20 protein-coding genes and 1 pseudogene are annotated in these 21,297 nt (G+C 71.8%); 14 read left to right on the plus strand and 7 right to left on the minus strand.

Annotation, left to right across the window (positions count from 1 at the left end; genetic code table 11):
• Positions 1-6 precede the first annotated feature (6 nt).
• Entirely contained in the window at positions 7-1,014 is a 1,008-nt protein-coding gene (locus AB0878_RS10660) for a LacI family DNA-binding transcriptional regulator (protein WP_366578580.1), read from the plus strand.
• Between the two features lie 211 nt (positions 1,015-1,225).
• Here AB0878_RS10660 and AB0878_RS10665 read toward each other — a convergent pair whose 3' ends face one another.
• The gene (locus AB0878_RS10665) at positions 1,226-2,590 is read right to left on the minus strand and encodes an amidohydrolase family protein (RefSeq protein ID WP_366578582.1); all 1,365 of its coding nucleotides are present in this window, start codon (positions 2,588-2,590) and stop codon (positions 1,226-1,228) included.
• A 163-nt stretch (positions 2,591-2,753) separates the two neighbouring features.
• Here AB0878_RS10665 and AB0878_RS10670 point away from each other — a divergent pair, with 163 nt between their 5' ends.
• The 3 genes from AB0878_RS10670 to AB0878_RS10680 all read left to right on the plus strand — a co-directional run bounded on the left by AB0878_RS10670 (position 2,754) and on the right by AB0878_RS10680 (position 7,795).
• Positions 2,754-4,277, plus strand: a complete 1,524-nt coding sequence (locus AB0878_RS10670) for an aldehyde dehydrogenase family protein (protein WP_366578584.1) — start codon at positions 2,754-2,756, stop codon at positions 4,275-4,277.
• Positions 4,278-4,456: 179 nt separating this feature from the next.
• A complete protein-coding gene (locus tag AB0878_RS10675; protein ID WP_366578586.1) occupies positions 4,457-5,356 on the plus strand; it encodes an LLM class flavin-dependent oxidoreductase in 900 nt (299 codons plus the stop codon).
• A 213-nt stretch (positions 5,357-5,569) separates the two neighbouring features.
• Positions 5,570-7,795, plus strand: a complete 2,226-nt coding sequence (locus tag AB0878_RS10680; RefSeq protein ID WP_366578587.1) for a GH92 family glycosyl hydrolase — start codon at positions 5,570-5,572, stop codon at positions 7,793-7,795.
• Positions 7,796-7,816: 21 nt separating this feature from the next.
• Here AB0878_RS10680 and AB0878_RS10685 read toward each other — a convergent pair whose 3' ends face one another.
• Entirely contained in the window at positions 7,817-9,178 is a 1,362-nt protein-coding gene (locus AB0878_RS10685) for a hypothetical protein (protein WP_366578589.1), read from the minus strand.
• A gap of 253 nt (positions 9,179-9,431) precedes the next feature.
• Here AB0878_RS10685 and AB0878_RS10690 point away from each other — a divergent pair, with 253 nt between their 5' ends.
• From AB0878_RS10690 to AB0878_RS10700, 3 genes are all read left to right on the plus strand, one after another.
• On the plus strand, positions 9,432-9,752 hold the full coding sequence (locus tag AB0878_RS10690; protein WP_366578591.1) for a hypothetical protein: 321 nt from the start codon (positions 9,432-9,434) through the stop codon (positions 9,750-9,752).
• 71 nt (positions 9,753-9,823) lie between these two features.
• Positions 9,824-10,264, plus strand: coding sequence for a hypothetical protein (locus AB0878_RS10695; protein ID WP_366578593.1), 441 nt, complete (start codon positions 9,824-9,826; stop codon positions 10,262-10,264).
• Positions 10,265-10,348: 84 nt separating this feature from the next.
• On the plus strand, positions 10,349-11,314 hold the full coding sequence (locus tag AB0878_RS10700) for a hypothetical protein (protein ID WP_366578595.1): 966 nt from the start codon (positions 10,349-10,351) through the stop codon (positions 11,312-11,314).
• 10 nt (positions 11,315-11,324) lie between these two features.
• On the opposite strand, the gene AB0878_RS10705 is transcribed toward AB0878_RS10700, so the two are convergent.
• Complete coding sequence (locus AB0878_RS10705) at positions 11,325-11,684, minus strand: MerR family transcriptional regulator (protein WP_366578597.1); 360 nt, start codon at positions 11,682-11,684, stop codon at positions 11,325-11,327.
• A gap of 94 nt (positions 11,685-11,778) precedes the next feature.
• Here AB0878_RS10705 and AB0878_RS10710 point away from each other — a divergent pair, with 94 nt between their 5' ends.
• A complete protein-coding gene (locus tag AB0878_RS10710) occupies positions 11,779-12,879 on the plus strand; it encodes a 12-oxophytodienoate reductase (RefSeq protein ID WP_366578599.1) in 1,101 nt (366 codons plus the stop codon).
• Positions 12,880-12,884: 5 nt separating this feature from the next.
• On the opposite strand, the gene AB0878_RS10715 is transcribed toward AB0878_RS10710, so the two are convergent.
• Positions 12,885-13,850: a PDR/VanB family oxidoreductase gene (locus AB0878_RS10715; RefSeq protein ID WP_366578601.1), complete on the minus strand. Its 966-nt coding sequence runs from the start codon at positions 13,848-13,850 to the stop codon at positions 12,885-12,887.
• Positions 13,847-15,125: pseudogene (locus tag AB0878_RS10720) on the minus strand (aromatic ring-hydroxylating dioxygenase subunit alpha). The gene AB0878_RS10715 and the pseudogene AB0878_RS10720 overlap by 4 nt, the downstream one beginning before the upstream one ends.
• A 148-nt stretch (positions 15,126-15,273) precedes the next feature.
• Between AB0878_RS10720 and AB0878_RS10725 the strand changes: the two are divergent.
• The 3 genes from AB0878_RS10725 (at position 15,274) to AB0878_RS10735 (ending at position 16,694) form a co-directional block, all read left to right on the plus strand.
• Complete coding sequence (locus AB0878_RS10725; RefSeq protein ID WP_366578603.1) at positions 15,274-16,185, plus strand: universal stress protein; 912 nt, start codon at positions 15,274-15,276, stop codon at positions 16,183-16,185.
• A gap of 99 nt (positions 16,186-16,284) precedes the next feature.
• Positions 16,285-16,467 (plus strand): hypothetical protein, encoded by a 183-nt coding sequence (locus AB0878_RS10730; protein ID WP_366578604.1) that lies wholly within the window; start codon positions 16,285-16,287, stop codon positions 16,465-16,467.
• Between the two features lie 44 nt (positions 16,468-16,511).
• On the plus strand, positions 16,512-16,694 hold the full coding sequence (locus AB0878_RS10735) for a hypothetical protein (RefSeq protein WP_366578606.1): 183 nt from the start codon (positions 16,512-16,514) through the stop codon (positions 16,692-16,694).
• A 32-nt stretch (positions 16,695-16,726) separates the two neighbouring features.
• On the opposite strand, the gene AB0878_RS10740 is transcribed toward AB0878_RS10735, so the two are convergent.
• Positions 16,727-17,938 carry a GNAT family N-acetyltransferase gene (locus AB0878_RS10740; RefSeq protein ID WP_366578721.1) on the minus strand — a complete coding sequence of 404 codons (1,212 nt, stop codon included), beginning with the start codon at positions 17,936-17,938 and terminating at the stop codon, positions 16,727-16,729.
• A 285-nt stretch (positions 17,939-18,223) separates the two neighbouring features.
• Between AB0878_RS10740 and AB0878_RS10745 the strand changes: the two genes are divergently transcribed.
• From AB0878_RS10745 to AB0878_RS10755, 3 genes are all read left to right on the plus strand, one after another.
• Positions 18,224-18,385, plus strand: coding sequence for a hypothetical protein (locus tag AB0878_RS10745; RefSeq protein ID WP_366578608.1), 162 nt, complete (start codon positions 18,224-18,226; stop codon positions 18,383-18,385).
• A gap of 106 nt (positions 18,386-18,491) precedes the next feature.
• Positions 18,492-18,854, plus strand: a complete 363-nt coding sequence (locus AB0878_RS10750; RefSeq protein WP_366578609.1) for a hypothetical protein — start codon at positions 18,492-18,494, stop codon at positions 18,852-18,854.
• 270 nt (positions 18,855-19,124) lie between these two features.
• A complete protein-coding gene (locus AB0878_RS10755; RefSeq protein ID WP_366578611.1) occupies positions 19,125-20,813 on the plus strand; it encodes a phospholipid carrier-dependent glycosyltransferase in 1,689 nt (562 codons plus the stop codon).
• 6 nt (positions 20,814-20,819) lie between these two features.
• Here the strand turns inward: AB0878_RS10755 and AB0878_RS10760 are convergent, their stop codons facing one another.
• Complete coding sequence (locus tag AB0878_RS10760; RefSeq protein WP_366578613.1) at positions 20,820-21,293, minus strand: hypothetical protein; 474 nt, start codon at positions 21,291-21,293, stop codon at positions 20,820-20,822.
• Positions 21,294-21,297 lie beyond the last annotated feature (4 nt).

Genomic DNA, 21,297 nt, shown 5'->3' on the forward strand with positions numbered 1-21,297 from the left:
GGCACGATGAACAGGCCGCCGACGATCAAGGACGTCGCCGAGCGGGCGGGGGTGCACGCCGCGACCGCGAGCCGGGCGCTCAACCCCGCCACGCGCGGGATGGTCAACGCGCGGACGGCGAGCCGGGTCGCCGAGGCCGCCCGGGCCCTGGGCTACGCGCCCAACTCCGCCGCGCGCAGCCTGCGCACGCGCACGTCTTCGGTCGCCGGGGTCATCATCCCGGACCTGCGCAACCCGGTGTTCCCGCCGATCGTCCGCGGCATCGAGGACGGTCTGCGGGACGCCGGGTACATGGCGCTGGTCGGCAACACCGACGGCGACCCGGACCGCGAGAACGAGCTGGTCACCGCCATGCGCGGGCGCCAGATCGACGGCTTCATCCTGGCCACCAGCCGCCGTTCCGACGAGCTGGCGTCCTCGGTGCCCACCGTGCTCGTCAACCGCCGCACCGACACTGGCGGCATCCCGTCGGTCACCGCCGACAACGCCGCGGGCATCCACCTGCTCGTGCGCCACCTCATCGCCCTCGGCCACACGCGCATCGGCCACGTCGCGGGCCCACGCGACCTCTCGACGGGCTGGGAGCGTTACCGCGGCTACCTCGACGCCACCACGTCCCTGGGCCTCGAAGCGGCCACCGGCGCGGTCGAGTTCGCCGACGCGTTCACCGAGACCGCGGGCCACGCCGCGACCCTGCGCCTGCTCGCCGCGCACCCCACGCTGACCGCGGTGCTCGCCGGCAACGACCTCAGCGCCCTCGGCTGCTACTCCGCCCTGGCCGAGCTCGGTCGCGCCGTCCCCGGCGACATCTCCGTGACGGGCTTCAACGACATGCCTTTCGTCGACCGCCAGCGCCCCTCGCTGACCACCGTGCGCATCCCGCACTACGACATCGGCCGCGAAGCCGCCCGCCTCCTGCTCGAACGCATCGCTTCCCCGACGGCACCCGCCAAGCGCGTCGTCCTGCCGGTCGACCTGATCCTGCGCGACTCCACGGCCGCGGCGAAGCTCTAACGCCCGTTTCCGCTGCAGCGCAAAGAAAGCCCGGCAGCGCGGCGATCACCGCGGCGGCGCCGGTCACCGCCGGCCGGCGGAACGCGTCGGCGCCCCTCGGGCGCACGGGTGCGCCCGAGGGGCAAGCGGTGGAGCGGGCTAAGTTGTGAGAAATCCCTGGTCCGGCAACGAGAAACCGTTGCCGGACCAGGGGTTTCCGCGTCGAGGAGGCTCAGTCCTCCGGCAGCAAGCCCGCTCGCCGTCCCAGGGCGCGGGCGCGGTCGCCCGCGCGGCGCATCAGGTCCGTCACGTGCAGCTCGTCCACCCGGGTGAAGCGGCCGTTGTCCAGCAGCTGCTCGCCGTTCACGAAGACGTGCTTCGCGTCCGTGCCCCGGGCCGCGTGGACGAAGGTCGTCAGGGGGTGGTGCACCGGGCCCGCGTGCAGGGTGTCGAGGTCGAAGACCGCGATGTCCGCCGCGTAGCCCGGTCGCAGGGAACCGAGGTACTTGTCGGCGCGGACGGCGTACGCGCTGTCTTCGGTGGCCATCGTCACGAGCTTGCCGAGGTCGATCGAGCCGGGGTGTTCGTGGAGCTGGTTCTGCAGCAGGCGCGTCCACTTCATCTGCTCGACCATGTCGTTGGTGAGGTCGACCATGGGGCCGTCGGTGCCGAGGGCGACGCGGATCTCGTTGTCCAGCATGTGTTTCACCGGCGTGATGCCAGCGCCGCGGGCGGCTTCGGAGCTCGGGGTGTGCGCGACGGTGCTGCGCGAGGCCGCGATGAGGTCGAGGTCGTTGCCGCGCGGGTGGATGGTGTGCGCGAGGATCCAGCGGTCGTCGAGGACGCCGAGGCGGTGCAGGAACTGCACGTCGGTGCGGCCGGTTTCCAGCACCCACTTGAGGTAACCCTCGTCGCGCGACATGGTTCCGCCCGCGATGTGCGAGGTGACGAACGTGTCCTTCTCCACGGCGAGCTCGTGGCCGCCCAGCACCATCTCCTCGGAGCTCGTGCTGAGCGCGACCCAGTGCGCCGTCGCCTCGAGCACGAAGCCGACGCGGATGCGGCCCTCGGCGGCGCCGTCCCACTTCTCGAACGACTCGCGCGCGCCCGCGTAGTCGTCGCGCGCGTCGTGCGGGCGGATGACCTTCGCGAAGAACTGGCGGACGCCGGTGTCGGCCACCGGGCCCAGGATCGCCTCCTCGTCGGCGATCGTCGTCTCGTTCACCAGGTGGTTGACGGAGCTGGTGGTCCCGCCGCGCAGCATGTCGAGCGCGGCGAGCTCACTGGCCACCCGCAGGTCGTCCACGTCGAGGTTGTCCTTGAGCGGCACGAGGCAGCCGGTGATCCACTGCTCCAGCAGCACGTCGCAGCCGAGCCCCTTGCCGTAGAGGTACCAGTCGTGCTGGTGGGCGTTGACCAACCCCGGCAGCACGATCGAACCCGTCGTGTCCACGACGCGGTCCACGCCCTCCCGGCTCACCGACCCCACCGGGCCGAGCTCGGCGATGGTCGTCCCGTCGATCAGGAGCTCTCCTCCGCCGAGAAGTTCCGGGCGACCCGGCGCGACGAGCGCGCCTCCGCTGAGCAAAGTCCTCATCCGACTGCCTCCTGCCGAACTGTGCCTCTTTGCAAGACCTGCAAGACCGGCCCTGATGGCCGCAAACGATTGCATTATCGTAAGAGCTGAGTAGTCTGTGGTCAATGGCAGCTTCGGCGGTCATCCACCGCAAACGTTCACAGTCCACCGAAGGGATCTCACGATGTCCGACGCCCTGGAACCCGTCCTTCCGGCCGACGGCCGTGGCCCGCTGCCGCGCGCCCGGTGGGGCTCGTTCATCGGCGGCAGCTGGGTGACACCCGAAGACGCGCCGGCCTTCGCCGTTCTCGAGCCGGCCACCGGGGGCCACCTCGCCGACGTGGTGGAAGCGAGCGACGACGTCGTCGACCAGGCCGTCCGCGACGCGCGCCGGGCGTACGAAGGGGAGTGGGGCCGCCTCACGCCGCGCGAGCGCAGCGGGCTGCTGCGCAAGGTCGCGGCCGTGATCCGGGAGCACGCCGAGGAGCTGGCCGAGCTCGAGGCGCGTGAGGTCGGCAAACCGCTGCGTGACGCGCGCCGGTTCGACGTGGCGTTCAGCTCGGCCGGCTTCGACTACTTCAGCGGTCTCGCCGAGACGCTCCACGGCGAGGTGCTCGACCAGGGCCCGATCGAGGCGCGCGTGCACTACGAGCCCTACGGTGTCGTGGCCGCGATCCTGCCGTTCAACTGGCCGCCGATGCACTTCACGAAGAAGACCGCGCCGGCGCTGGCCGCGGGCAACACCGTGGTCATCAAACCGGGGGAGCAGGCGCCGCTGGCCGTGCTGCGGCTCGTGGAGCTGGTGAACCAGGTCCTGCCGCCGGGTGTCGTGAACGCCGTGTCCGGCCTGTCCGCCGGCCCCGCGCTCGCCGGGCACCCCACCGTCGAGCGGATCACGTTCACCGGCGCCACCAGGACCGGCCAGGCCGTGCTGCGCACCGCCGCGGAGAACCTCACCTTCGCCACGATGGAGCTCGGCGGCAAGAACGCGCTGATCGTGCTCGACGACGCCGACCTGGACGTCGCCGTCAGCGTCGCGATCGAGGGCATGTTCTACAACCAGGGCGAGGCCTGCACGTCGACCGCGCGGATCCTCGTGCACCGGTCGCTGCACGACGAGTTCGTGGAGCGCTTCGTGGCCGCCACCGAGAAGCTGCAGGTCGGCGACGGGCTCGACGCGGCCACCGACATCGGCGCCATGGTCGACGCACGCCAGCAGCAGAAGGTGCTCGGCTACGTCGACACCGCCGTGGCCGAAGGCGCGAAGATCGTCTTCCAGGCCGAGCTGCCGGACGACGCCCGCCTGGCCGGTGGCTTCTGGGTCCCGCCGACCGTGCTCACCGGCGTGCAGCCCGACCACACGGTGGCGCAGGAGGAGATCTTCGGCCCGGTCGCGTCGATTCTGGTCTACGACAGCGACGAAGAAGCCGTGCGCATCGCCAACGGCACCGCGTACGGGCTCACGGCCGCGCTCATCACGCGCGATCACTTCCGTGCCTCGAACCTGGCGCGCGACCTGCAAGCCGGCATGGTCTTCGTGAACAACTACGTCCGCCGCTCCTTCCTCGGCTCGCCGTTCGGCGGCGTGAAGGGAAGCGGGTTCGGCCGGGAGAACGCCGCCGAGACCCTGCACGAGTTCGTGCGGGCCAAGAACGTGCGGTTCCCGTCGGGCCGCGGGCCGATTCCCGTGTGGCCGCCGGTCGACTGACGCCGATCGGTTCCGAGCGTAACCGCGGGACGTGATCGACAGGGAGGTTCGGTGCCGCCGCCCGCGCCGGACCTCCCTGATCCGATCGCGGCGGAAAACGAGCCACCACCGAATGGCGTCGCGGGCCGGATCTCGGCATGATCATTGACGGTAATGTCTATTGACTTGATGGGAGCGCGTTGCGCGACGACCTGCTGTTCGGCGTTGCGCTGACGCCCACCGCCGACCTGGCGGCCGGCCGCGCCTTCGCCACGGCCGCGGACGACGGCGGCCTCGACCTCCTCGGCATCCAGGACGCGCCGTTCGCGCCGGACCGGCCGGACACGTTCGTGCTGGCCGGAGATCTGCTGGCGCACACGGACAAGATCAGCGTGTTCCCGGACGTCGCGAGCCTGCCGCTGAGGCCACCGGCACTGCTGGCGAAGACCGCGGCCGCGCTGGACATCGTGTCCGGCGGCCGGTTCGAGCTGGCCCTCGGCGCGGGTGGCTACTGGGACGCGATCACGCAGCTCGGGGTGCCGCGTCGCAGCGCGCGCGAGTCGAACGTCGCGCTGGAGGAAGCGGTCACCATCCTCCGGGCGCTGTGGGCGGACGGCGGTCCGCCGGTGCGGGTCCAGGGCGAGTTCTACTCCGTCTCGGGCGCGCACCCGGGTCCGGCGCCGGTGCACCCCGTCGAGATCTGGGTCGGCGCACAGGGACCGAAGTCCCTCTCGCTGACCGGCCGGATCGCCGACGGATGGGCGGCTCCGATCGCCTCCTACCTGCCGTACGAGAAGTGGGCCGAGGCCAACCGCCTCATCGACGACGCCGCCGTGGCCGCGGGCCGCAAGCCACAGGCCGGGCGCCGGATCGCCCAGATCGTCGGCACGGTCACCGAAACACCCGGCCGGCCGCGGCTGGCGCAGGGTGCCGACCCTGTGCGGGGCACCGCGGCGGAATGGGCGGAGCTGCTGGCGAAACTCGGCGGCGAGCTGCCGTACACCGGGTTCGTCTTCATGCCCGAGGACAATTCCGCTGCTCAGGTAGCCGCATTCGCGCGTGACGTGGTGCCGGAAGCCCGGCGGCTGCTCGCGCGGTGACGTCCGACGAGACGTCCACTGCGACGTCCACAATGGAATTCCCGGGCCGGACAACGAGTGGACAGAAAAGGCCACACATCCGATGTCTGCTTGACCCGGCCCGCTCGTTCGCTCAGTGTGGTGGCGACAACTGCACGAGCGTCCGGAAGGCGATGAAGCATGACCGACGCGGGTTCTCTGTCCAGGCGCGGGTTTCTGGTCGGCACAGGTGGGGTGGCCGCCGCCGCGGCCCTGCCCCGCACCGCGGTGGCAGCCACCGCCCGGCCGCAACCGGTGGACTCCGTCGATCCGATCATCGGATCTGTCACCACCGCGGCCGATACGGCGTGCGGCAAGACGTTCCCCGGCGCGGTCGCGCCGTTCGGCCTGGTCCAGCTGAGCCCGGACACGGTCTCCGGCGGTGACAACGGCAGCGGCTACTCGGCCGAGATGACCACGATCGAGGGCTTCAGCTTCCTGCACATGTCGGGCGTCGGCTGCTACGGCGACCTCGGCAACCTCCAGGTGCTCCCGCAGACCGGCCCGCTCGTGACCGGGCGCGACGAGGCGAAGAGCCCGTACCGCAAGGAAACCGAGACCGCCCGCGCCGGCTACTACGCCGTGGAGCTCGACCGCTACCGCGTGCGCGCCGAGCTCACCGCCACCGAGCGGGCGGGGCTGCTGCGTTTCACCTTCCACGACGCCGGCACCGGCCGCGTCAAGGTCGACCTCACCCGCCGCATCGGGCCGGACGGCTCGCACTCGATCGCGCAGCACGTGCGCCAGGTCGACGCCACCACCGTCGAAGGCTGGATCCGCTGCGACCACACGGGCGGCGGCTGGGGCTGCGGCGCGCAGAGCCCGGCCTACACCGTGTACTTCACAATGGAGTTCCACCAGCCGATCGCCGTGTTCGGCACGTGGGACGGCACCGACGTCCGCACCGACCTCGCACAGCGCGACGGCACCCAGCTCGGCTTCTTCGCCGAGTTCCCCGTCCGCGCCGGCCAGCAGGTGCCGGTGCGCGCGGGCGTGTCGTTCGTCGACCTCGACGGCTCCCGCCGCAACCTGCGCCACGATCTGCCGAGCTGGAGCTTCGACGCCGTGGCCGCCGGGGCCCGCCGCACGTGGGCGGACGCGCTGGGCAAGGTCGCCGTCGAGGGCGGCACGGCCGAGCAGCGCAAGATCTTCGAAACCGCGCTGTACCACTCGATGATCGACCCGCGGCTGTTCGGCGACGTCGACGGCCGCCACCGCGTGGGCGACACCGCGCCGGTGCGCGACGGCGTCACGCACCGCACGCTGTTCAGCGGCTGGGACGTGTTCCGCGCGCAGTTCCCGCTGCTCACGATCATCGACCCGGACGTGGTGCAGGAGACGATCACTTCGCTGGTCTCGCTCACCGACGCCGGCCTCGTGCGCGGGCTCGCCCGCTGGGAGCTGTTGGGCAAGGACACCGACACGATGATCGGCGACGCCGCGATCAACGTCATCGCCGAGGCGTACCTCAAGGGCCTGCGTGGGTTCGACGCCGAAAAGGCCTACCGCTTCTGCCGCGAGGTCGCGATGGGGCCGGCGGAACGCTCCAACCGCACCGATTTCGCGAACTGGACCTCGCTCGGTTACTGCGTCACCTACAGCCTCTCGTCGACGCTCGAAAACGCGTACACCGACTACGCTCTCGCGCGGTTCGCCGAAGCGTTGGGCAAGAAGGAGGACGCGAAGCGCCTCTACGCGACTTCGCAGAACTACCGGAACCTCTTCAACGCCGACGCCGGCTGGTTCCGCGGCCGCAACGCCGACGGCAGCTGGATGGGCGACGGCGACGGCTGCATCGAGAGCAACCCGGAGCAGCAGGGCTGGTTCGTGCCGCACGACGTCGGCGGCCTGGTGAAGCTCGCGGGCGGGCGCGCGGCGTTCGTCGACCGGCTCAACGGCATCTTCGAGCAGACGCCGCCGGACGTGATGATGAAGTGGAACGAGTTCTACAACCACAGCAACGAGCCCGTGCAGCAGATGCCGTTCATGTTCACCTACGCGGGTGCGCCGTGGCTGACCCAGAAGTGGTCCCGGTACGTCTGCGAAAACGCCTACCGCACGGGTCCCACGGGCCTCGCGGGCAACGACGACGCGGGCCAGATGTCGGCCTGGTACGTCCTCGCCGCGGCGGGCTTCTACCCCGTTTCCCCCGCGAGCGGCGTGTACATCCTCGGCAGCCCCGTCTTCGACCGCACGCGTTTCACGACGGGCCACGGCCGGACGTTCACCGTGCGCGCGATCGGCAACTCGCCGGCCAACGTCTACATCACGTCGGCGACGCTGAACGGAAAGCCGTTGCACCGCGCCTGGATCACGCACGACGAGGTCGTGCGCGGCGGCGAACTGGTGCTCCACATGAGCGCGACACCGAACCAGTCGTGGGGTGCGGGCGCGTTGCCGCCGTCGCTCACGCCGGCGTGATGGTTGCCGGGCGGTCCACGGTCAAGTGATCGCCGGCTGACCGGGCTGGGCGGGCGAGGGCCGCTGAGGGCCCTCGCCCGTATTTTGCTGCGCTTCCAGCGTTTCCACGACGCGGTCGGTGGCCTCCTCGCCGTGGACGTGCACGAGTGACAGGTAGAACAGCACCGGCGCCGCGGGCGCCCACGAGTCGCGGCGGTCGGGGCGCAGCAGGTACTCGATCGTCGCTTGTGGCTCGAACTCCACGTAGTCGAACCCGCGGTGCTCCCAGGCGTCCTGGACGCCGCGGCCGAGGTTGTTCTCGAACTGCCGGCGGGTCATCGTGCGGAGGTTCGCCAGGAACAGGCAGCACCACTGGGAGTTCACCGTGACGACGGCGAACGCGAGGAGCTTGAGGTCGTAGTGATCGGGCCTGAGCCGCAGCTCCTCCTTCAGCCCGCGCTCGGCGGCACGGAACAGGTTGGGCGGCCCGTGTTTCCCGTCGAGTTCCCGCTGCAGCCCCTCGTTCGCCGAGGAGTTCCACTCGCCTTTCCCCACCCCCACCCGCCCGCTGCGCCGCGCGACGACGAGCCACCCGTCGGCGGTGACGACGGCGATGTTGAGGCCGAAGCTGGAGCGCATGAAGTCGGGGGTGTCCTGGGGGTCGCGGCCGTCGAGGTAGAGGCTGCGGAGGGTGTCGCCGCCGGGGAGGAGTTCGTCGAGTTGTTGGCTGGCCAGGAAAGTGAGGTAGTCGGAGTGGACGAAGTGGATCGTGACCTCGGGTAGTTCCTCGGGGCCGCGGCGGTTGACCACGAAGTCGTGAACCGCGTAGCGCGACAGCAATGCGTGGTGCTCCAGGCCCCTTTTGCGGCGGTACTTTTGCTCCTCGCGCAACTTTTCCCTGAGATTTGCCACTACCGGAGGAAGAGAAACCGCCCGCGGCGTGACGAGAACGTGCACGTCACTTTCCGCGATCTCCCGTTCCCCGTTGCCTTCCAGCAGCTGAACACTCGTGCTGAGCGGCCCGATCGAGAACCCGGGGAACACCGCCTTCGCGGGCCTTCGCCGCCGGGCGTGGTGGTAACTCTCCCGCCACCGCAGTACGTGCCGTTCGAGCGCCTCCGCCGGCGGCTGCGCCTTCCTGAGCAACGCCCGGATGACGTCGAAGAGCAACTCCTCGTTGTACCGCTTGGGCTCCTCCCGGAAGATCTCCCGCGCGGTCCCGTACGCGCATCTGACGGCTTCGGGCGGCACCCCGCGCGCTGTTCTCTCCCTTTCGACCAGCGCCGGCAACGCGCGCAGCCGCACACCGGACCACTCCCGCAAAGCCCGCAACCGCACTGCGAACTCGGGCAGCGACCCGGGCTTCCCCGGCGCGGGCGGCTCCCCGAACGGCGCAGTCGTCACGGACGTCCCCTCCCCACTCCGGGCTTGTGCCATGATGCCCGACACCCCGGCCCGCCGGAGCCCACAGTGACCGGCGCTGATCGGAGTTGGTCGGAAATTTTGCGACCCCGGTGTGCCGCCCTGCATCCTGACGAGGCAAGCCGGACGGGCCCGGCGCCCGGAGAACCTCCGACGCGCCGGCCGGCCCTCCCGGCCGTCAACCCAAGACGACCCTTTTTTCGCACCACCACGCGAATCCCGATCGGGGTGACCCATGACCGCCCTCACGCCCACCCACGTCCTCGTCGCCGTCACGCTTCTGCTCGCACTCTCGTGGGCCTGGTCGTCCGGCGCCCGCCGCGCCAGGGCCGCCGCCGAGGCCTCCCGGGCCCGCACCCGCCTGGTCTCGCTGACCGGCCGCGTCCTGCTCAACGCGGGCCTGCTCGTCACGGTCCAGTGGGCCGTCATCGCGAACTCCACCAGCACCTGGCTCCTGCTCGCCGTCCTCGGCCTGCCCGCCCTCTTCGCCGCCTACGCCCTCACCCGCGCCACCACGTTGGCCACCCCCGCCCCACCCACCCGCGACGACCACTGACCGCCCCGCGCCTAGACGGTGCGAAAGAAGGCGCGAAAGAATCAGCCTTTTCGCGACGAGCCGCTTCAGGCGTGGTGCAGATGATCGACGTGACCACGGCCGAGGCGGCCGGCGAGCGGTTCCACGGCAGTGCCGTCGCGCGGTTCGCGTTCGGGCTGCTGGTGATCGCCGCGCCGGACGGCCAGGACGGTCACGACGGCTGGAACGCCGCGACGGAGATCGTCCACGCCGGGCGCGACTTCCTGTACGTGGGCGTGCGTCAGGCGGCGAGCGGACCGGTCGGGGTCACCTGTGTCGAGGAGCCGTTCGAGGTCGACGGGCTCGGGCTCCTGCACTGCGGCGAGCTGGAGCTCTCCCGGCGGTCGCTGGAGATCTCCGAGCCGAACGGGCAGCTTCGGCTGGAGCTGCCGGTGGAGCGAGCGCTGAACCGGGTGTCGGTCTACGGGGACGATGGCGAAGAGCCGGCCCGGATCCTCGTGGTGCTGGGGGATCCGAGCGAGCCGCTCGGGTGAACCGAGCGGCGAGCACCCGCCCGGCGTAACGATGTCCCGCCGTCGTCGATGAGGAGGCGACGACGTTTCCCGGGGGGCACGCAAGTGGAAGAGGAAGACCTGCTCGACTCGCACCCGGACCTGGTGGATCCGGAGTGGCGCAGACGGGCGGAGGCCGGCGCGCGGGCGGGGGCGCGGAAGGATCGCCGGCGGGCGCGCACGCGGCGCGCGCCGCTGCGGCGGCCGCGGGGGCGGTGGTGGGGCGCGACCCTCGTGCTCCTCGTGCTCGGGGTGACGGTGGCGGCGATCGTGCTGGTGGGAAGTCAGCCGAAAGCCGAGTCGGCCGCGCCCAACCCCACGGCGGTGCCGGTGGTCGCGCCCGTCGATCTGGCGCGGCCGTACGATCGGACGCCCGCCCAGAACTGGAGCAAGGGATTCGACGGGATCGCCACGGCGGCGGCCGAACCCGGAGCCGTCACGGAGGCCTACGCGCAGGTCAAGCGCGCGATCTTCGCCGCACGGCTCGAACCCGCCGTGGTGACGGGGCACGACCCCCGGGCGTTCCTCGCGCAGCTGGCGCCGGACGCGCGGCCGTGGATCGCGTCGAACGTGGCGGAGCACGGCAAGGGCCTGCTGCCCTACGTGACCGAGATCGCCGACGGCTACCGCCTGCTCGACGCGGGCCCGCGGATCTTCGGCACCCTGACCGCGCACCCCGGGGCGAAGCCGGGGGAGCTGGCCGTGGACGCCAAGTACGTGGTCGCCTACGCGTTCGACGATCCGCACCCCGCAGATCTGACCGGCCCGGCGGAGATCGTCAGCTTCGTGCGCGTGGACGAGAACTACGTGCTCCGCAGCGGCACCGGCTTCAGCAAGACCAGTCAGGGCCTCTGGATCGACGGCGAGCACAGCGGGTTCTCCTCCGTCGGCTGCGCCGCCGCGAAGACGGGTTTCCTTGCGCCCGGCTACGCCAACCCGCCCGTCGGCCCGGCGCCCACGGGCGGGCGCGACGCGCCCGGCTACTACGACCCGAAGTACCCGGTGCCGACCCTCGACGGCTGCCGGGACTGACGCGGACGCGTCACCGCGGCCGCACGCACGAGTGCGACCCGGCGGTCGCGATGATGTCGTCGAGCTTGTCACGCGCGTTGGCCAGTTCGCGCGACTGCCGGTCGAGGCGGTCGCGCTCCGCGGTGAGCAGGGAGAGCGCCTCGGGGGTCGCCCGGCCCTCGCGCACGGACGGCATGAGCGCGAGGATCGACTTGCTCGACAGCCCCGCCGCGTAGAACTGCTGAATCAGCCAGACCTGGTCCACGGCGGCGTCCGGGTAGTGTCGCTGCCCGCCCGAGCTGCGTGACGGCACGAGCAGCTCCTGCTCCTCGTAGTACCGCAACGCCCGGACACTCACACCCGCCTTCCGGGCGAGCTCCCCGATGCGCATCGGACCTCCGTGACCCGTCCCACAAACCGTGGAACCTCACGTCCACGGCAGGTTCTAGCGTAGCAGGAGATCACGACCGGGGAGCTGATTCCTCATGAAAACCCCTGCGGCACAAGCACTTTCCCGTCCGCTGACCCTCGGCGGGCTGACCCTGCCCAACCGCGTCGCCATGGCGCCGATGACCCGCGCCTTCTCGCCCGGCGGCGTGCCCGGCGAAGACGTCGCCGCTTACTACGCCCGCCGCGCGGCCGGCGGCGCGGGCCTGGTGATCACGGAGGGCGCCTACGTCGACCACCCCGTCTCCGGCCAGCACGACCGGGTGTCCCGGATGTACGGCGACGACGCCCTGGCCGGCTGGGCCCGCGTCGTCGAAGCCGTCCACGGGCACGGCGGGCTGATCTTCCCGCAGCTCCAGCACGTCGGAATGGCCCGCAAACCCGGCGAGCCACCCGACCCCGGTACGCCCGCCATCGGACCCTCCGGCGTGCCGATGCACGACGCAGGCGAAGGCCGCACGATGTCCCAGCGCGACATCGACCAGGTCGTCACCGCGTTCGCCGAAGCCGCCGCCACCGCCGAACGCCTGGGCTTCGACGGCGTCGAACTGCACGGCGCCCACGGCTACCTCATCGACCAGTTCCTCTGGCCCGGCACCAACCACCGCACCGACGCCTACGGCGGCGACCTGCGCTCCCGCACGCGCTTCGCGGCCGAGGTCGTCACCGCGGTGCGCCGCGCGGTCTCGCCCGGATTCCCCGTCGTGGTGCGGTTTTCGCAGTGGAAGATGACCGACTACGACGCCCGCATCGCCGACGACCCCGAACAGCTCGGCGTGATCCTCGGCGCGCTCGCCGATGCGGGCGCCGACGCCTTCCACGCCTCCACGCGCCGCTACTGGGAGCCCGCGTTCGCCGGGTCCGACCTGAACCTGGCCGGCTGGGCCAAAAAGCTCACCGGCAAGCCCGCGCTCTCCGTCGGCTCGGTGGGCCTCGACACCGAATTCACCGCGAACCCCGCCCAGGCCCGCAAGACCGGCATCGAAGGCCTGCTCGACCGCCTGGAAGCCGACGAGTTCGACATGATCGCCGTCGGCCGCTCCCTGCTCGCCGACCCGTCGTGGACCGCCAAGATCCTCGCCGGCCGCGAAGGCGAGATCGTCCCCTTCCCACCGGCCGCGCTCGGCGCCCTGCACTGAACGGCTTACGGCACGTCCAGCACCAACGTGGCCGGCTCGCCGTGCACCGAAGCCGCGCGGCTCACACAGGTGCACAGGTGGTCGTCCGGCGCGTGCTGCTCCGGGCTCAGGAAAACGTCGCGGTGGTCCACGATTCCGGTGCAGCCCAGCACTTTCACCTCGCACAGCCCGCATTCGCCGCGGCGGCAGTCGGACATGAGCTCGGCGCCCGCGGCTTCCAGCGCGTCGAGCAGGGACCGGTTCGCCGGAACGGTGGTGCGCAAGGACAATCTCGGGATCTCGACCACGAACTCCTCGGCCGGGTGCCGGCCGCTGCTGCCGAACGTCTCGAACCGGAAGTGGCTCGCCGGCCGGCCCGCGGCGTGCCAGGCCGACCGAAGCGCCTCCAGCAGCCCGATCGGCCCGCACACGTACAGCTCGTGTCCTTCGGGAAGGTCGGCGACGAGCCGGTCCGGGTCGATCACCCGGCCCTCGTCCTTGGCCACCACGTCCACCCGTGGATGGCCGAGCTGGTCGAGGAACGCCATCCTCGCGCGGCCGCGGCCCGCGTAGACGAGGCGGACGTCGGCGTCCTGCGCGACGAGGGTGCGAAACATCGGCAGCAACGCGGTGATGCCGATGCCGCCGGCGACCAGCGTGTAGCCGGGGCGGCCGCGGGTGAGCGGAAAGGTCTGCACGGGCTCGGTGACGCGCAGGCGGTCTCCGGCGGTCAGCCCGTGCAGGTAGCGGGAGCCGCCGGAGCTGGTGGCGCCGAGCCGGATACCGAGGTCGATCGTGCCGGCCTCGGGGTCGTGGGCGACGACGGAGTACGACCGCGTTTCGTCGCGGCCGTTGAGATGGACCACGACGTCGACGTGGCTGCCCGGCGCGGCGTGTACGCGCTCGCCCAGTTGGAGCCGGAGCGAACGGACGCCCTCGGCGGCCTCGGTGGCCGCGACGACCGTGGCGGTCAGCCGGCGCGGCGCGGTCATCGGCTTCCCGCAACGGAAGGCGCCGGCCGGCCGGTGGTCTCGGCGTCGATCAGCGCGTCGATCGCGCGGCGCGCCCACATGCCGCCCGCGTCGATGTTGAGGTTGGCGAAGTCGTGCCCGGGGTTCTCCGTGAGGGCCTGCTGCTGCGCCTCGATCATCGCTTCGTCCTCGCTGAACACCCGCGCGACGCCCTCGCGCAGCGGCGTCGTCACCTGCTGGTCGCGCAGGTCGTAGTCGCGGGCATTGGCCCAGAAGTAGTGGCCGGGTGCGGGTTTCCGGCGTGACGGTGTTGATGATCCGGTTCGCGACGCCCTGGCTGCGGTCGCCTTCGGGGGCGCCGGTGCCGGCCTTGGCGACGCCGACGTCGATCGTGATGGTGCACGGCGCCTCGAACCGGATGATCTGCCAGCGGTCGACGAGCCCCGTCCAGCCGGGGAAGACGCGGTTCAGCTGCGCGGCCCAGAAGTTCGGCGCCGAGACGCCCAGCATCCACTTGGTGGCCGTCACGGTCCGGCCTTCGTGGGCCACGTCGAGCCGCTCGTGGTTGATTTCCTCCTGGTGCAGGGAACTCGTGTGCACGAAGGCCTCGTGGGTGAGGTCCATGAGGTTGTCGACGACCAGCCGGTAGTCGGCGGCCAGGTGGATCATGCCGCCGTCGCCGGCCCACTCCGGGTCGAGGTTCCAGTGCAGGTCCGGGATCAACGCCGGATCGGCCTTCGCCGGGTCCCCGGGCCAGATCCAGACGAACCGGTGGCGTTCGACGGTCGGGTAGGAGCGCACGCAGGCGCTCGGGTTGATCGTCTGCTGGGCCGGCATGAACGTCGCGCGGCCGTCGCCGTCGTAGCGGATGCCGTGGTAGCCGCAGGCGACCTCGTCGCCTTCGAGGCGGCCGGTCGACAGCGGCACCAGCCGGTGCCAGCACGCGTCGGCCAGCGCGACCGGGGTGCCGTCGAGCCGGCGGAACAGGACCACCGGCTGGTCGGCGACGCGGAGGGGCCGCAGCGTCCGGCCGATCTCGTGGTCCCAGCCGGCCGCGTACCAGGCGTCGAGGGGGAAGGACGGGCGGTCCGGGTCGTCGAGGCGGGCGGGCTTCGTCATCGAAAGTCCCTTCGCTGGGCATCGGGTGCTGCGGAAGATCGAGTGCTGCCAATGCGTCTCGCTGCCGCCACGAGAATCGTCAGCATACGGATGAAAATCGCATCTGCCTACGGCCGGTGTCAAGCATTCTGCCGGAGGCAAGTGCTGGGGCGTTCGTCGGCCGATCCGCGTAGTCATCCGTATGCAGATCGACTCGGCGGCCGGCCGCAGCGCGGGGTGCAGCCGGACGAAAGTCACCCGGACGGGGGTCTGTTGGCCGTCTCGCGCGCGGGTCCGCTGCGGTTACAGTCCGGGGTGCCGGCAGACCGACGAAGGCGGGGAACCCATGGCAAGCGCGTCCACCGATCTGGTCGTCGGGGTCGACGAGAGCGACTCGTCGCTGATGGCGGCGCGCTGGGCCGCGCGGATGGCCCGCGAGCGCCGCCTCGGGCTGCGGCTGGTGCACGCCGTGGACGAGATTCCGGTGACGTACCCGCACCGCGCGCCGACGTATGAGGACGCGCAGCGCGTCGTCGGCGAACGCGGTGAGCGCGTGCTCAGCCGGGCGCAGGCCGCCGTCGCCGAGGTGGCGCCGGAGCTGGCCGCCGAGGCCGTGCTGCGGCCGGAACAGCCGGCGTCGGCGCTGCGTGCCGAGTCCGCGTCGGCCGGGATGCTGATCCTCGGCTCGACGGGGCTGCACCGGCTCGGCCGGTTCGTGCTGGGCTCGGTGTCGGTCTCGCTCGCTTCGCACGCCGAGTGCCCGGTCGCGTTCGTGCGGCCCCACGTCGCCGAGGAGGCGCCGCCGGTCGACGGCCCGGTCGTGGTCGGCGTGGACGCCACGCCGGTCGGGGAGGAAGCGATCGGCGTCGCCTTCGAGGAAGCGTCGTGGCGCCGGACTCCGCTCCTCGCCGTGCACTGCTGGAAGGAAGGCTTCCTGGCGTCGGTGTTCGAGGAGTCCGGCTCGTCCGCCGACGCCGACGCCATCGAGGCCCACGAGCGGGAACTGCTCGCCCAGCGCCTCGCCGGGTGGCAGGCGAAGTACCCCGACGTGCAGGTCGAGCGCCTGGCCGTGAAGGAGAAGCCGGCCGACGGGCTGCTCGACTTCGCCGACCAGGCGCAGCTGCTGGTCGTCGGCAGCCGCGGCCGCGGCGGGCTCGCCGGCCTGGCGCTCGGGTCCACCAGCCAGAGCCTGATCTCCTACGCGCTGTGCCCGGTGCTGGTGGTGCGCGGGAACCGTCCGGCGGATTCGCAGGACTGACGGATTCTCCGGAGCCGGCCCGGCGTCGTCGCTACGATCGACGCGCTTCGCTGTCCGTCGCACCGCGGCCGGCGCGGTCCCGGCCCTGGAGTGTCCACTGTGGAAACGACCGATCCGCGTGCGATGCGCGACGCCATGCTCCACGCGGTGCCCAACCGCGCGACCGACGAAGTGCCGGCACCACTGGAGCACACTGGCGGCGCGATCATCGTCCTCAAGCGCGCCCCGCTGCTGCCCAGTGCCATCCGCATCGGCCGGCCGACAGCGGTCGCGCTGACCTAGCAGTCAGCGCGGTACCAGGGCGTCACGGAGAACGTCACGCTCTCGTGCTCGCCGAGCAGATCCGGCGCTGGCGTGGCCTCGACGAGGTGACGTGGCGGGGGATTGCCGGTCTCGTCACCGCGCGGCTCGGGTTGCCGCACAGCGCCGACCAAATCGCCGGGCGGCGGCTCTGCGAGGACGCGGCCCGGGTGCTCGGTGAGGACCCGGATCGCGAACCTGGGAACTAGCGTCTCCGGACCGCCCGGACCGCTGAGCGGCGTCAGAACCAGTGCAGGCAGTGCGGCTCGCGGTCGCCCCGGAAAAGCGCGTCGGCGACGGCCGCGGCTTCGGGGTGGTGTGCGTGGATGTGGCCGGCGCGGACGAGGGTGCTGGGGGTGGTGCCGCCGAGGTAGAGGGAGCCGAGGTCGCGGATGTCGAGGGACAGGTCGGGGGTGCGGTCCGTGGGGACGCACTCGGCTTTGCCGTCGCGGACAGTAAGCAGGTGGCGGGCGCGTTCGGCGAGGAAGGGGTCGGTGACGTCGAGGACGAGCTCGCCGTCGGTGAACCAGCCGCGGGCGGTCAGGGCGCGCGGGACGTCCAGCAGCCGTACCCACAGCCAGTCGTCGTCGCGGGCCTCGCTGGCGCGGAAGTCCGCGAGCTGCCAGCGCAGCGGGTGCCAAGGCGGGACGTGCTTGAACACCACGCTCTTCACCAGGTCGTGGCCGAGCACGAAGCGGGCCAGGGCGGTGAAGACCGCGTCGTCGGTGGCGATGGTTTCGTCGACGGCCAGCGTGCCGGGCTCGCCGAGCGAATAGCTGGCGTAGCCGTCCGGGGTCCCGTCGGCGTCCCGGTGCACGGCGATGTACCGCGGCGCCGCGGTGATCGGCGGCTGGCCCGCGCGCAACGCCCACCACCGGTGCGGCCGGGACAACGCACCGGGTTGCGCGCGGCGGTAGCGGTCGTAGACGTCTTCCAGCAGGTCGCCGCACTCGTCGCGCTTCAGCACCTCGACCGAGCCGGTGTCGGCCGGCGCCTGGGCGCGCGGCGCGGCGAGCGCGGCCTGGTGGTGGCGTGCCACCGTCAGCTGCCCGGTGTAGGTCGCCGGCCCGTAGCCGAAGCGGCCGTAGATCGTGGCCTCCGACGCGAGCAGCACGGACAGGAACTCCCCGCGCGCCCGCAGCTCGGCCAGCTGGTGGCGCATCATCGCGCTCAGCACGCCCCGGCGCCGATGCGAAGGCAGCACCCCGACGGACGTGATCCCCGCCGCCGGCACCACGACCTCACCCGGCAGCGTGAGCTCGAACGAGTAGGCCGCCGCGGTCCCGACCGGCCGCCCGTCCGCCAGGGCCAGCACCCCGCGGTCCATCTCGAGCGCCGACCACCACAACCCGCCGCCACCCTCGGCGGGCGTTTCCGGGAACCGCGCGAACGCGGTGTGGACGGTGTCGACGAAGACGTCGAAGTCCTGCTCGGTCGTGGTGCGGATCTCCACTGCGTGCGTGTCCACCGTGGCGGTCTCCCCGGGAGTCGTGGCTGTCGCGCCACAGTGCATCGGCGTCGGAAGGCCGGGTCAACCGAATTACCGGCACCGTCCGGGGGCACCGGAGCCCGGATGAGCAGCCGGACCGTACGCCCGTCGATGCCGACGTCTCGATCTCCGCCGAGCTCGGCGACGGCCGCGGATCTCGCTCGGGGCACCGGCGTTTGTACCCCGCGAGCCGCGGGTAGTCCGACGTGCCGCCCGCCGGGGAGGTGGTGATCGACAGGAGGAGCTTCGATGATCGCGTTGCTGGGGATTCTGCTGGTGGTCTGGCTCGTGTGCGTGGTCCTGGGGGTCGTGATCAAGGGCTTGTTCTGGCTGGTGGTCGTCGGCGCGGTGCTGTTCGTGGCGACGGCGGTGATCGGGTTCGTCAAGCGCAGGACCGTGGGCAGCCGCTGACCGGCGCCCGTCCACACGGGACGGTTCCGGCGGCGGGACCGGTCCCGCCGCCGGCCCCTTAACCTCCGACCCGTCCGGAGGTCGAGCGGGAACGGGGGGAGCGGGCATGGCGGACCGTCCCAAGGTCGAGGTCGTCGGCGTGATGGTGGGGGTGACGGCGGGGATCCTCAGCGATCCGCTGGTGCCGTGGTGGCTGTTCCTGCTGATCGCCGCCGGGGTGGCCGCGCTCGCCGGGGGGATCGCCGCGCAGGCGCTGTCCGGCCTGCCGTCGGTGCGGCCCGCGGCGCTCGCGGGCGCGACGGTGTTGTTGGGCCTCCTGGGCGGCCTGGGCGGTGTCGCGGTCGCGGGCTCCCGGGCGAACGCGTGGCAGGACGTCGCGATCCTGCTGTCCGGCTACGTCGTGCTGCGCCTGGCCGGCGCCACCGCGGACCGCCTGGGAGCGGGCATCAACGTCTCAACGTCTCCCTGATCGCGTCCCTCACCGGCGAGGCCGTCGCCTTGGCCACGGTGCCGCTGCTGCTCGCGGGCCACCCCAGCTCTCGGTCTGGGCGGCCTTCGGCATCGGCGCCGGCGTGGGCTGGCTCGCGGGTGCCGTCACGGCGATCGCGTTGTCACCCGGCCGGACGGCGGCGGAGAAGGACTACGACCGGCTCCGTCGAGGGCTGAGCAGGAGGTCCGCTCGCCGGACGCTGCGTAGCATGGGCTCGGACGTGTTCTCTCGCGTGGAAGGAACCCCGGGTTGTCGCCGCCTACGAGCCAGCTGTCGAGCGCGGGCGAGGCGACCCCGGCGGACCCGGGTCCGGCCCCGGCGGGCCGGTTCGGGTGGCTGCGGCGGTGGGCCTTCGCGCTCGTCGGGTTCGCGCTGCTCGGGCAGATGGCGTTCGCGATGGTCACCACGGCCGTCGAGCAGACCCCGACGATCGACGAGCCGGTGTACGTCGGCGCGGCCGTCGTCTACCTCGACCAGCACAGCCTGCGGTACAACCCGGAGCACCCGCCGCTGGGCAAGCTGATCATCGCGTCCGGCCTGGCCTTCGCCGACGTGCACCTCGACCCCGCGTTCGCCGGTGACGAAACGCAGCTCGGCCGGCGCGTGCTGTACGAGTCGGGCCAGGACCCCGGACACCTGATGCTCCTGGCCCGCCTGCCGATGATCGTGCTGACGCTGCTGTTCGGGCTGGTCGTCTTCGCGTTCGCGCGCGACCTGGCCGGCCCGGTCGGCGGGCTCATGGCGCTCGCGTTGTACACCTTCTCACCCGACGTCATCGCGTACGGCTCACTGGCCACGCTCGACGTGCCGATGGCCGGGTTCCTGCTGACGTCGGCCTGGCTGGTGTGGCGGGCCCGGCACAGGCCCCTGCTGTACCTCCCGTTGGCGGGACTCGCGCTGGGCGCGGCGATCGCCACGAAGATGAGCGCCCTGCCCGCGGTTCCGGTGGTGCTGTTCCTGGCGGCGCTCTCGGTGTGGCAGTTCCGTCGCGGCTCCGGTTTTGGCTCGAAACGGACAGCGGCCGAGTTCGTCGCGACGGTCGTCGGCACGGGGGTGATCGCCGTCGCCGTCGTCTGGGCTGCCTACCTCGCCGTCGATCCGCGGTTGCGCTGGCAGGCACCGCCGGGCCTGCCGACGCTGCACGGCCTGCGCGCCCTCGCCGACTGGCTGCCGGTGCCCGCGCCGTACCGCGACGGCATGCACCTCCAGTTCGGCTTCGAAGACCAGGTGTGGAGCGGCTTCCTGTTCGGCCGCCTCTACTTCGGCGCCCTCTGGTACTACCTCCCGGCCGCGATCCTGGTGAAGACCCCGCTCGGCACGCTGGCGCTGTGGCTGGCCGGGATCGTGGTGCTGCTCGCGGTTCCCCGGCTGCGCCCCGCCGCGCCGTACCTGCTCGTCCCGTCCGCCGTGCTGCTCGCCGCCGCGATGACCGGCAGCCGCGACTTCGGTGTCCGGTACACGGTGTTCCTCCCGATGTTCCTCGCCGTCGCGGCCGCCGGCGTCGTCCTCCTGCGCCGCCGCTGGGCCTACGTCACGGCGGCGGCGCTGGTCGTCTTCACGGCCGTCAGCTCACTGCTGACCTTCCCGTACTACCTGCCCTACTCCAACGAGGCGTTCGGCGGCCCGGCCCAGACCCACCTGCGTCTGCACGACTCGAACGTCGACTGGGGCCAGGACCTCGGCCGCCTCGCCGACCGCCTCCACACGACCTACCCCGGCGAGCCCGTCTGGCTGATCTACAAGGGCAGCGGCGTCCCGGCGTTCTACGGCATCGCCGCCGCCGACCCCCTCCGCGTGCCGCCCGATCAGGTCCACGGCCTCCTCGCGGTCTCCGACTCCTCCATCGCCAAGGCCGACGCCCACCTGAAGGCCGTGCTGGCCACCAGCACCCCGATCGACGAGGTCGGCCACTCGATCACCATCTTCCGCCGGCCGTAGACCTGGTCACGGCCCGGGCTGCACCGACGGTGTGAACGTGGGCGGCGTCGCGGCCGGGTTGGGGAGTGCCGAGGGCGTGGTGACCGGTTCGTCCGCGGGACCGGTGTTGCCCGTTTTCGTCCCGAGCACGGGGCCGAGACCGGGCACCTGGCCCGAAGGACGAGCGTTGATCGGTTGTTTGTAGACGTCGGCGTCGCTCCGGGAGCTGCCGGAATTGCCGCTGGTGTGCTTCGGCGACTGAATTGCCCCGGACCCGTGTGCATTGTGGACATCCACGGGGTCGGCGTGCGCCGGCTCACTTGACGCGGTCACCGCGGGCGAAAGGGGCTGGGGCGGCGGGGAAACGGGTTTCGACGCGACTGGAGCCGAACCCACGGCGGGCGCTGCCGGAGTCATCGGCGCCGGGTCTCCGCCGGTCACCAGCCCGGCTGTCACGGCGACCGCCGCACCACCGAGCACGAGCGCAGCCGTCGTCGCCATGACG

Origin of the sequence: Amycolatopsis sp. NPDC047767 (genome assembly GCF_040704195.1) — a bacterium.
In the GTDB taxonomy this organism is placed as follows: domain Bacteria; phylum Actinomycetota; class Actinomycetes; order Mycobacteriales; family Pseudonocardiaceae; genus Amycolatopsis.

Excerpts from the sequence above, each read along its gene's own strand:
- AB0878_RS10760 (WP_366578613.1), bottom strand. The coding sequence starts at position 21,293 with ATGGCGACGACGGCTGCGCTCGTGCTCGGTGGTGCGGCGGTCGCCGTG.
- AB0878_RS10725 (WP_366578603.1), top strand. The coding sequence starts at position 15,274 with ATGGCAAGCGCGTCCACCGATCTGGTCGTCGGGGTCGACGAGAGCGAC.
- AB0878_RS10670 (WP_366578584.1), top strand. The coding sequence starts at position 2,754 with ATGTCCGACGCCCTGGAACCCGTCCTTCCGGCCGACGGCCGTGGCCCG.
- AB0878_RS10750 (WP_366578609.1), top strand. The coding sequence starts at position 18,492 with ATGGCGGACCGTCCCAAGGTCGAGGTCGTCGGCGTGATGGTGGGGGTG.
- AB0878_RS10660 (WP_366578580.1), top strand. The coding sequence starts at position 7 with ATGAACAGGCCGCCGACGATCAAGGACGTCGCCGAGCGGGCGGGGGTG.
- AB0878_RS10715 (WP_366578601.1), bottom strand. The coding sequence starts at position 13,850 with ATGACCGCGCCGCGCCGGCTGACCGCCACGGTCGTCGCGGCCACCGAG.
- AB0878_RS10710 (WP_366578599.1), top strand. The coding sequence starts at position 11,779 with ATGAAAACCCCTGCGGCACAAGCACTTTCCCGTCCGCTGACCCTCGGC.
- AB0878_RS10665 (WP_366578582.1), bottom strand. The coding sequence starts at position 2,590 with ATGAGGACTTTGCTCAGCGGAGGCGCGCTCGTCGCGCCGGGTCGCCCG.
- AB0878_RS10705 (WP_366578597.1), bottom strand. The coding sequence starts at position 11,684 with ATGCGCATCGGGGAGCTCGCCCGGAAGGCGGGTGTGAGTGTCCGGGCG.
- AB0878_RS10745 (WP_366578608.1), top strand. The coding sequence starts at position 18,224 with ATGATCGCGTTGCTGGGGATTCTGCTGGTGGTCTGGCTCGTGTGCGTG.
- AB0878_RS10690 (WP_366578591.1), top strand. The coding sequence starts at position 9,432 with ATGACCGCCCTCACGCCCACCCACGTCCTCGTCGCCGTCACGCTTCTG.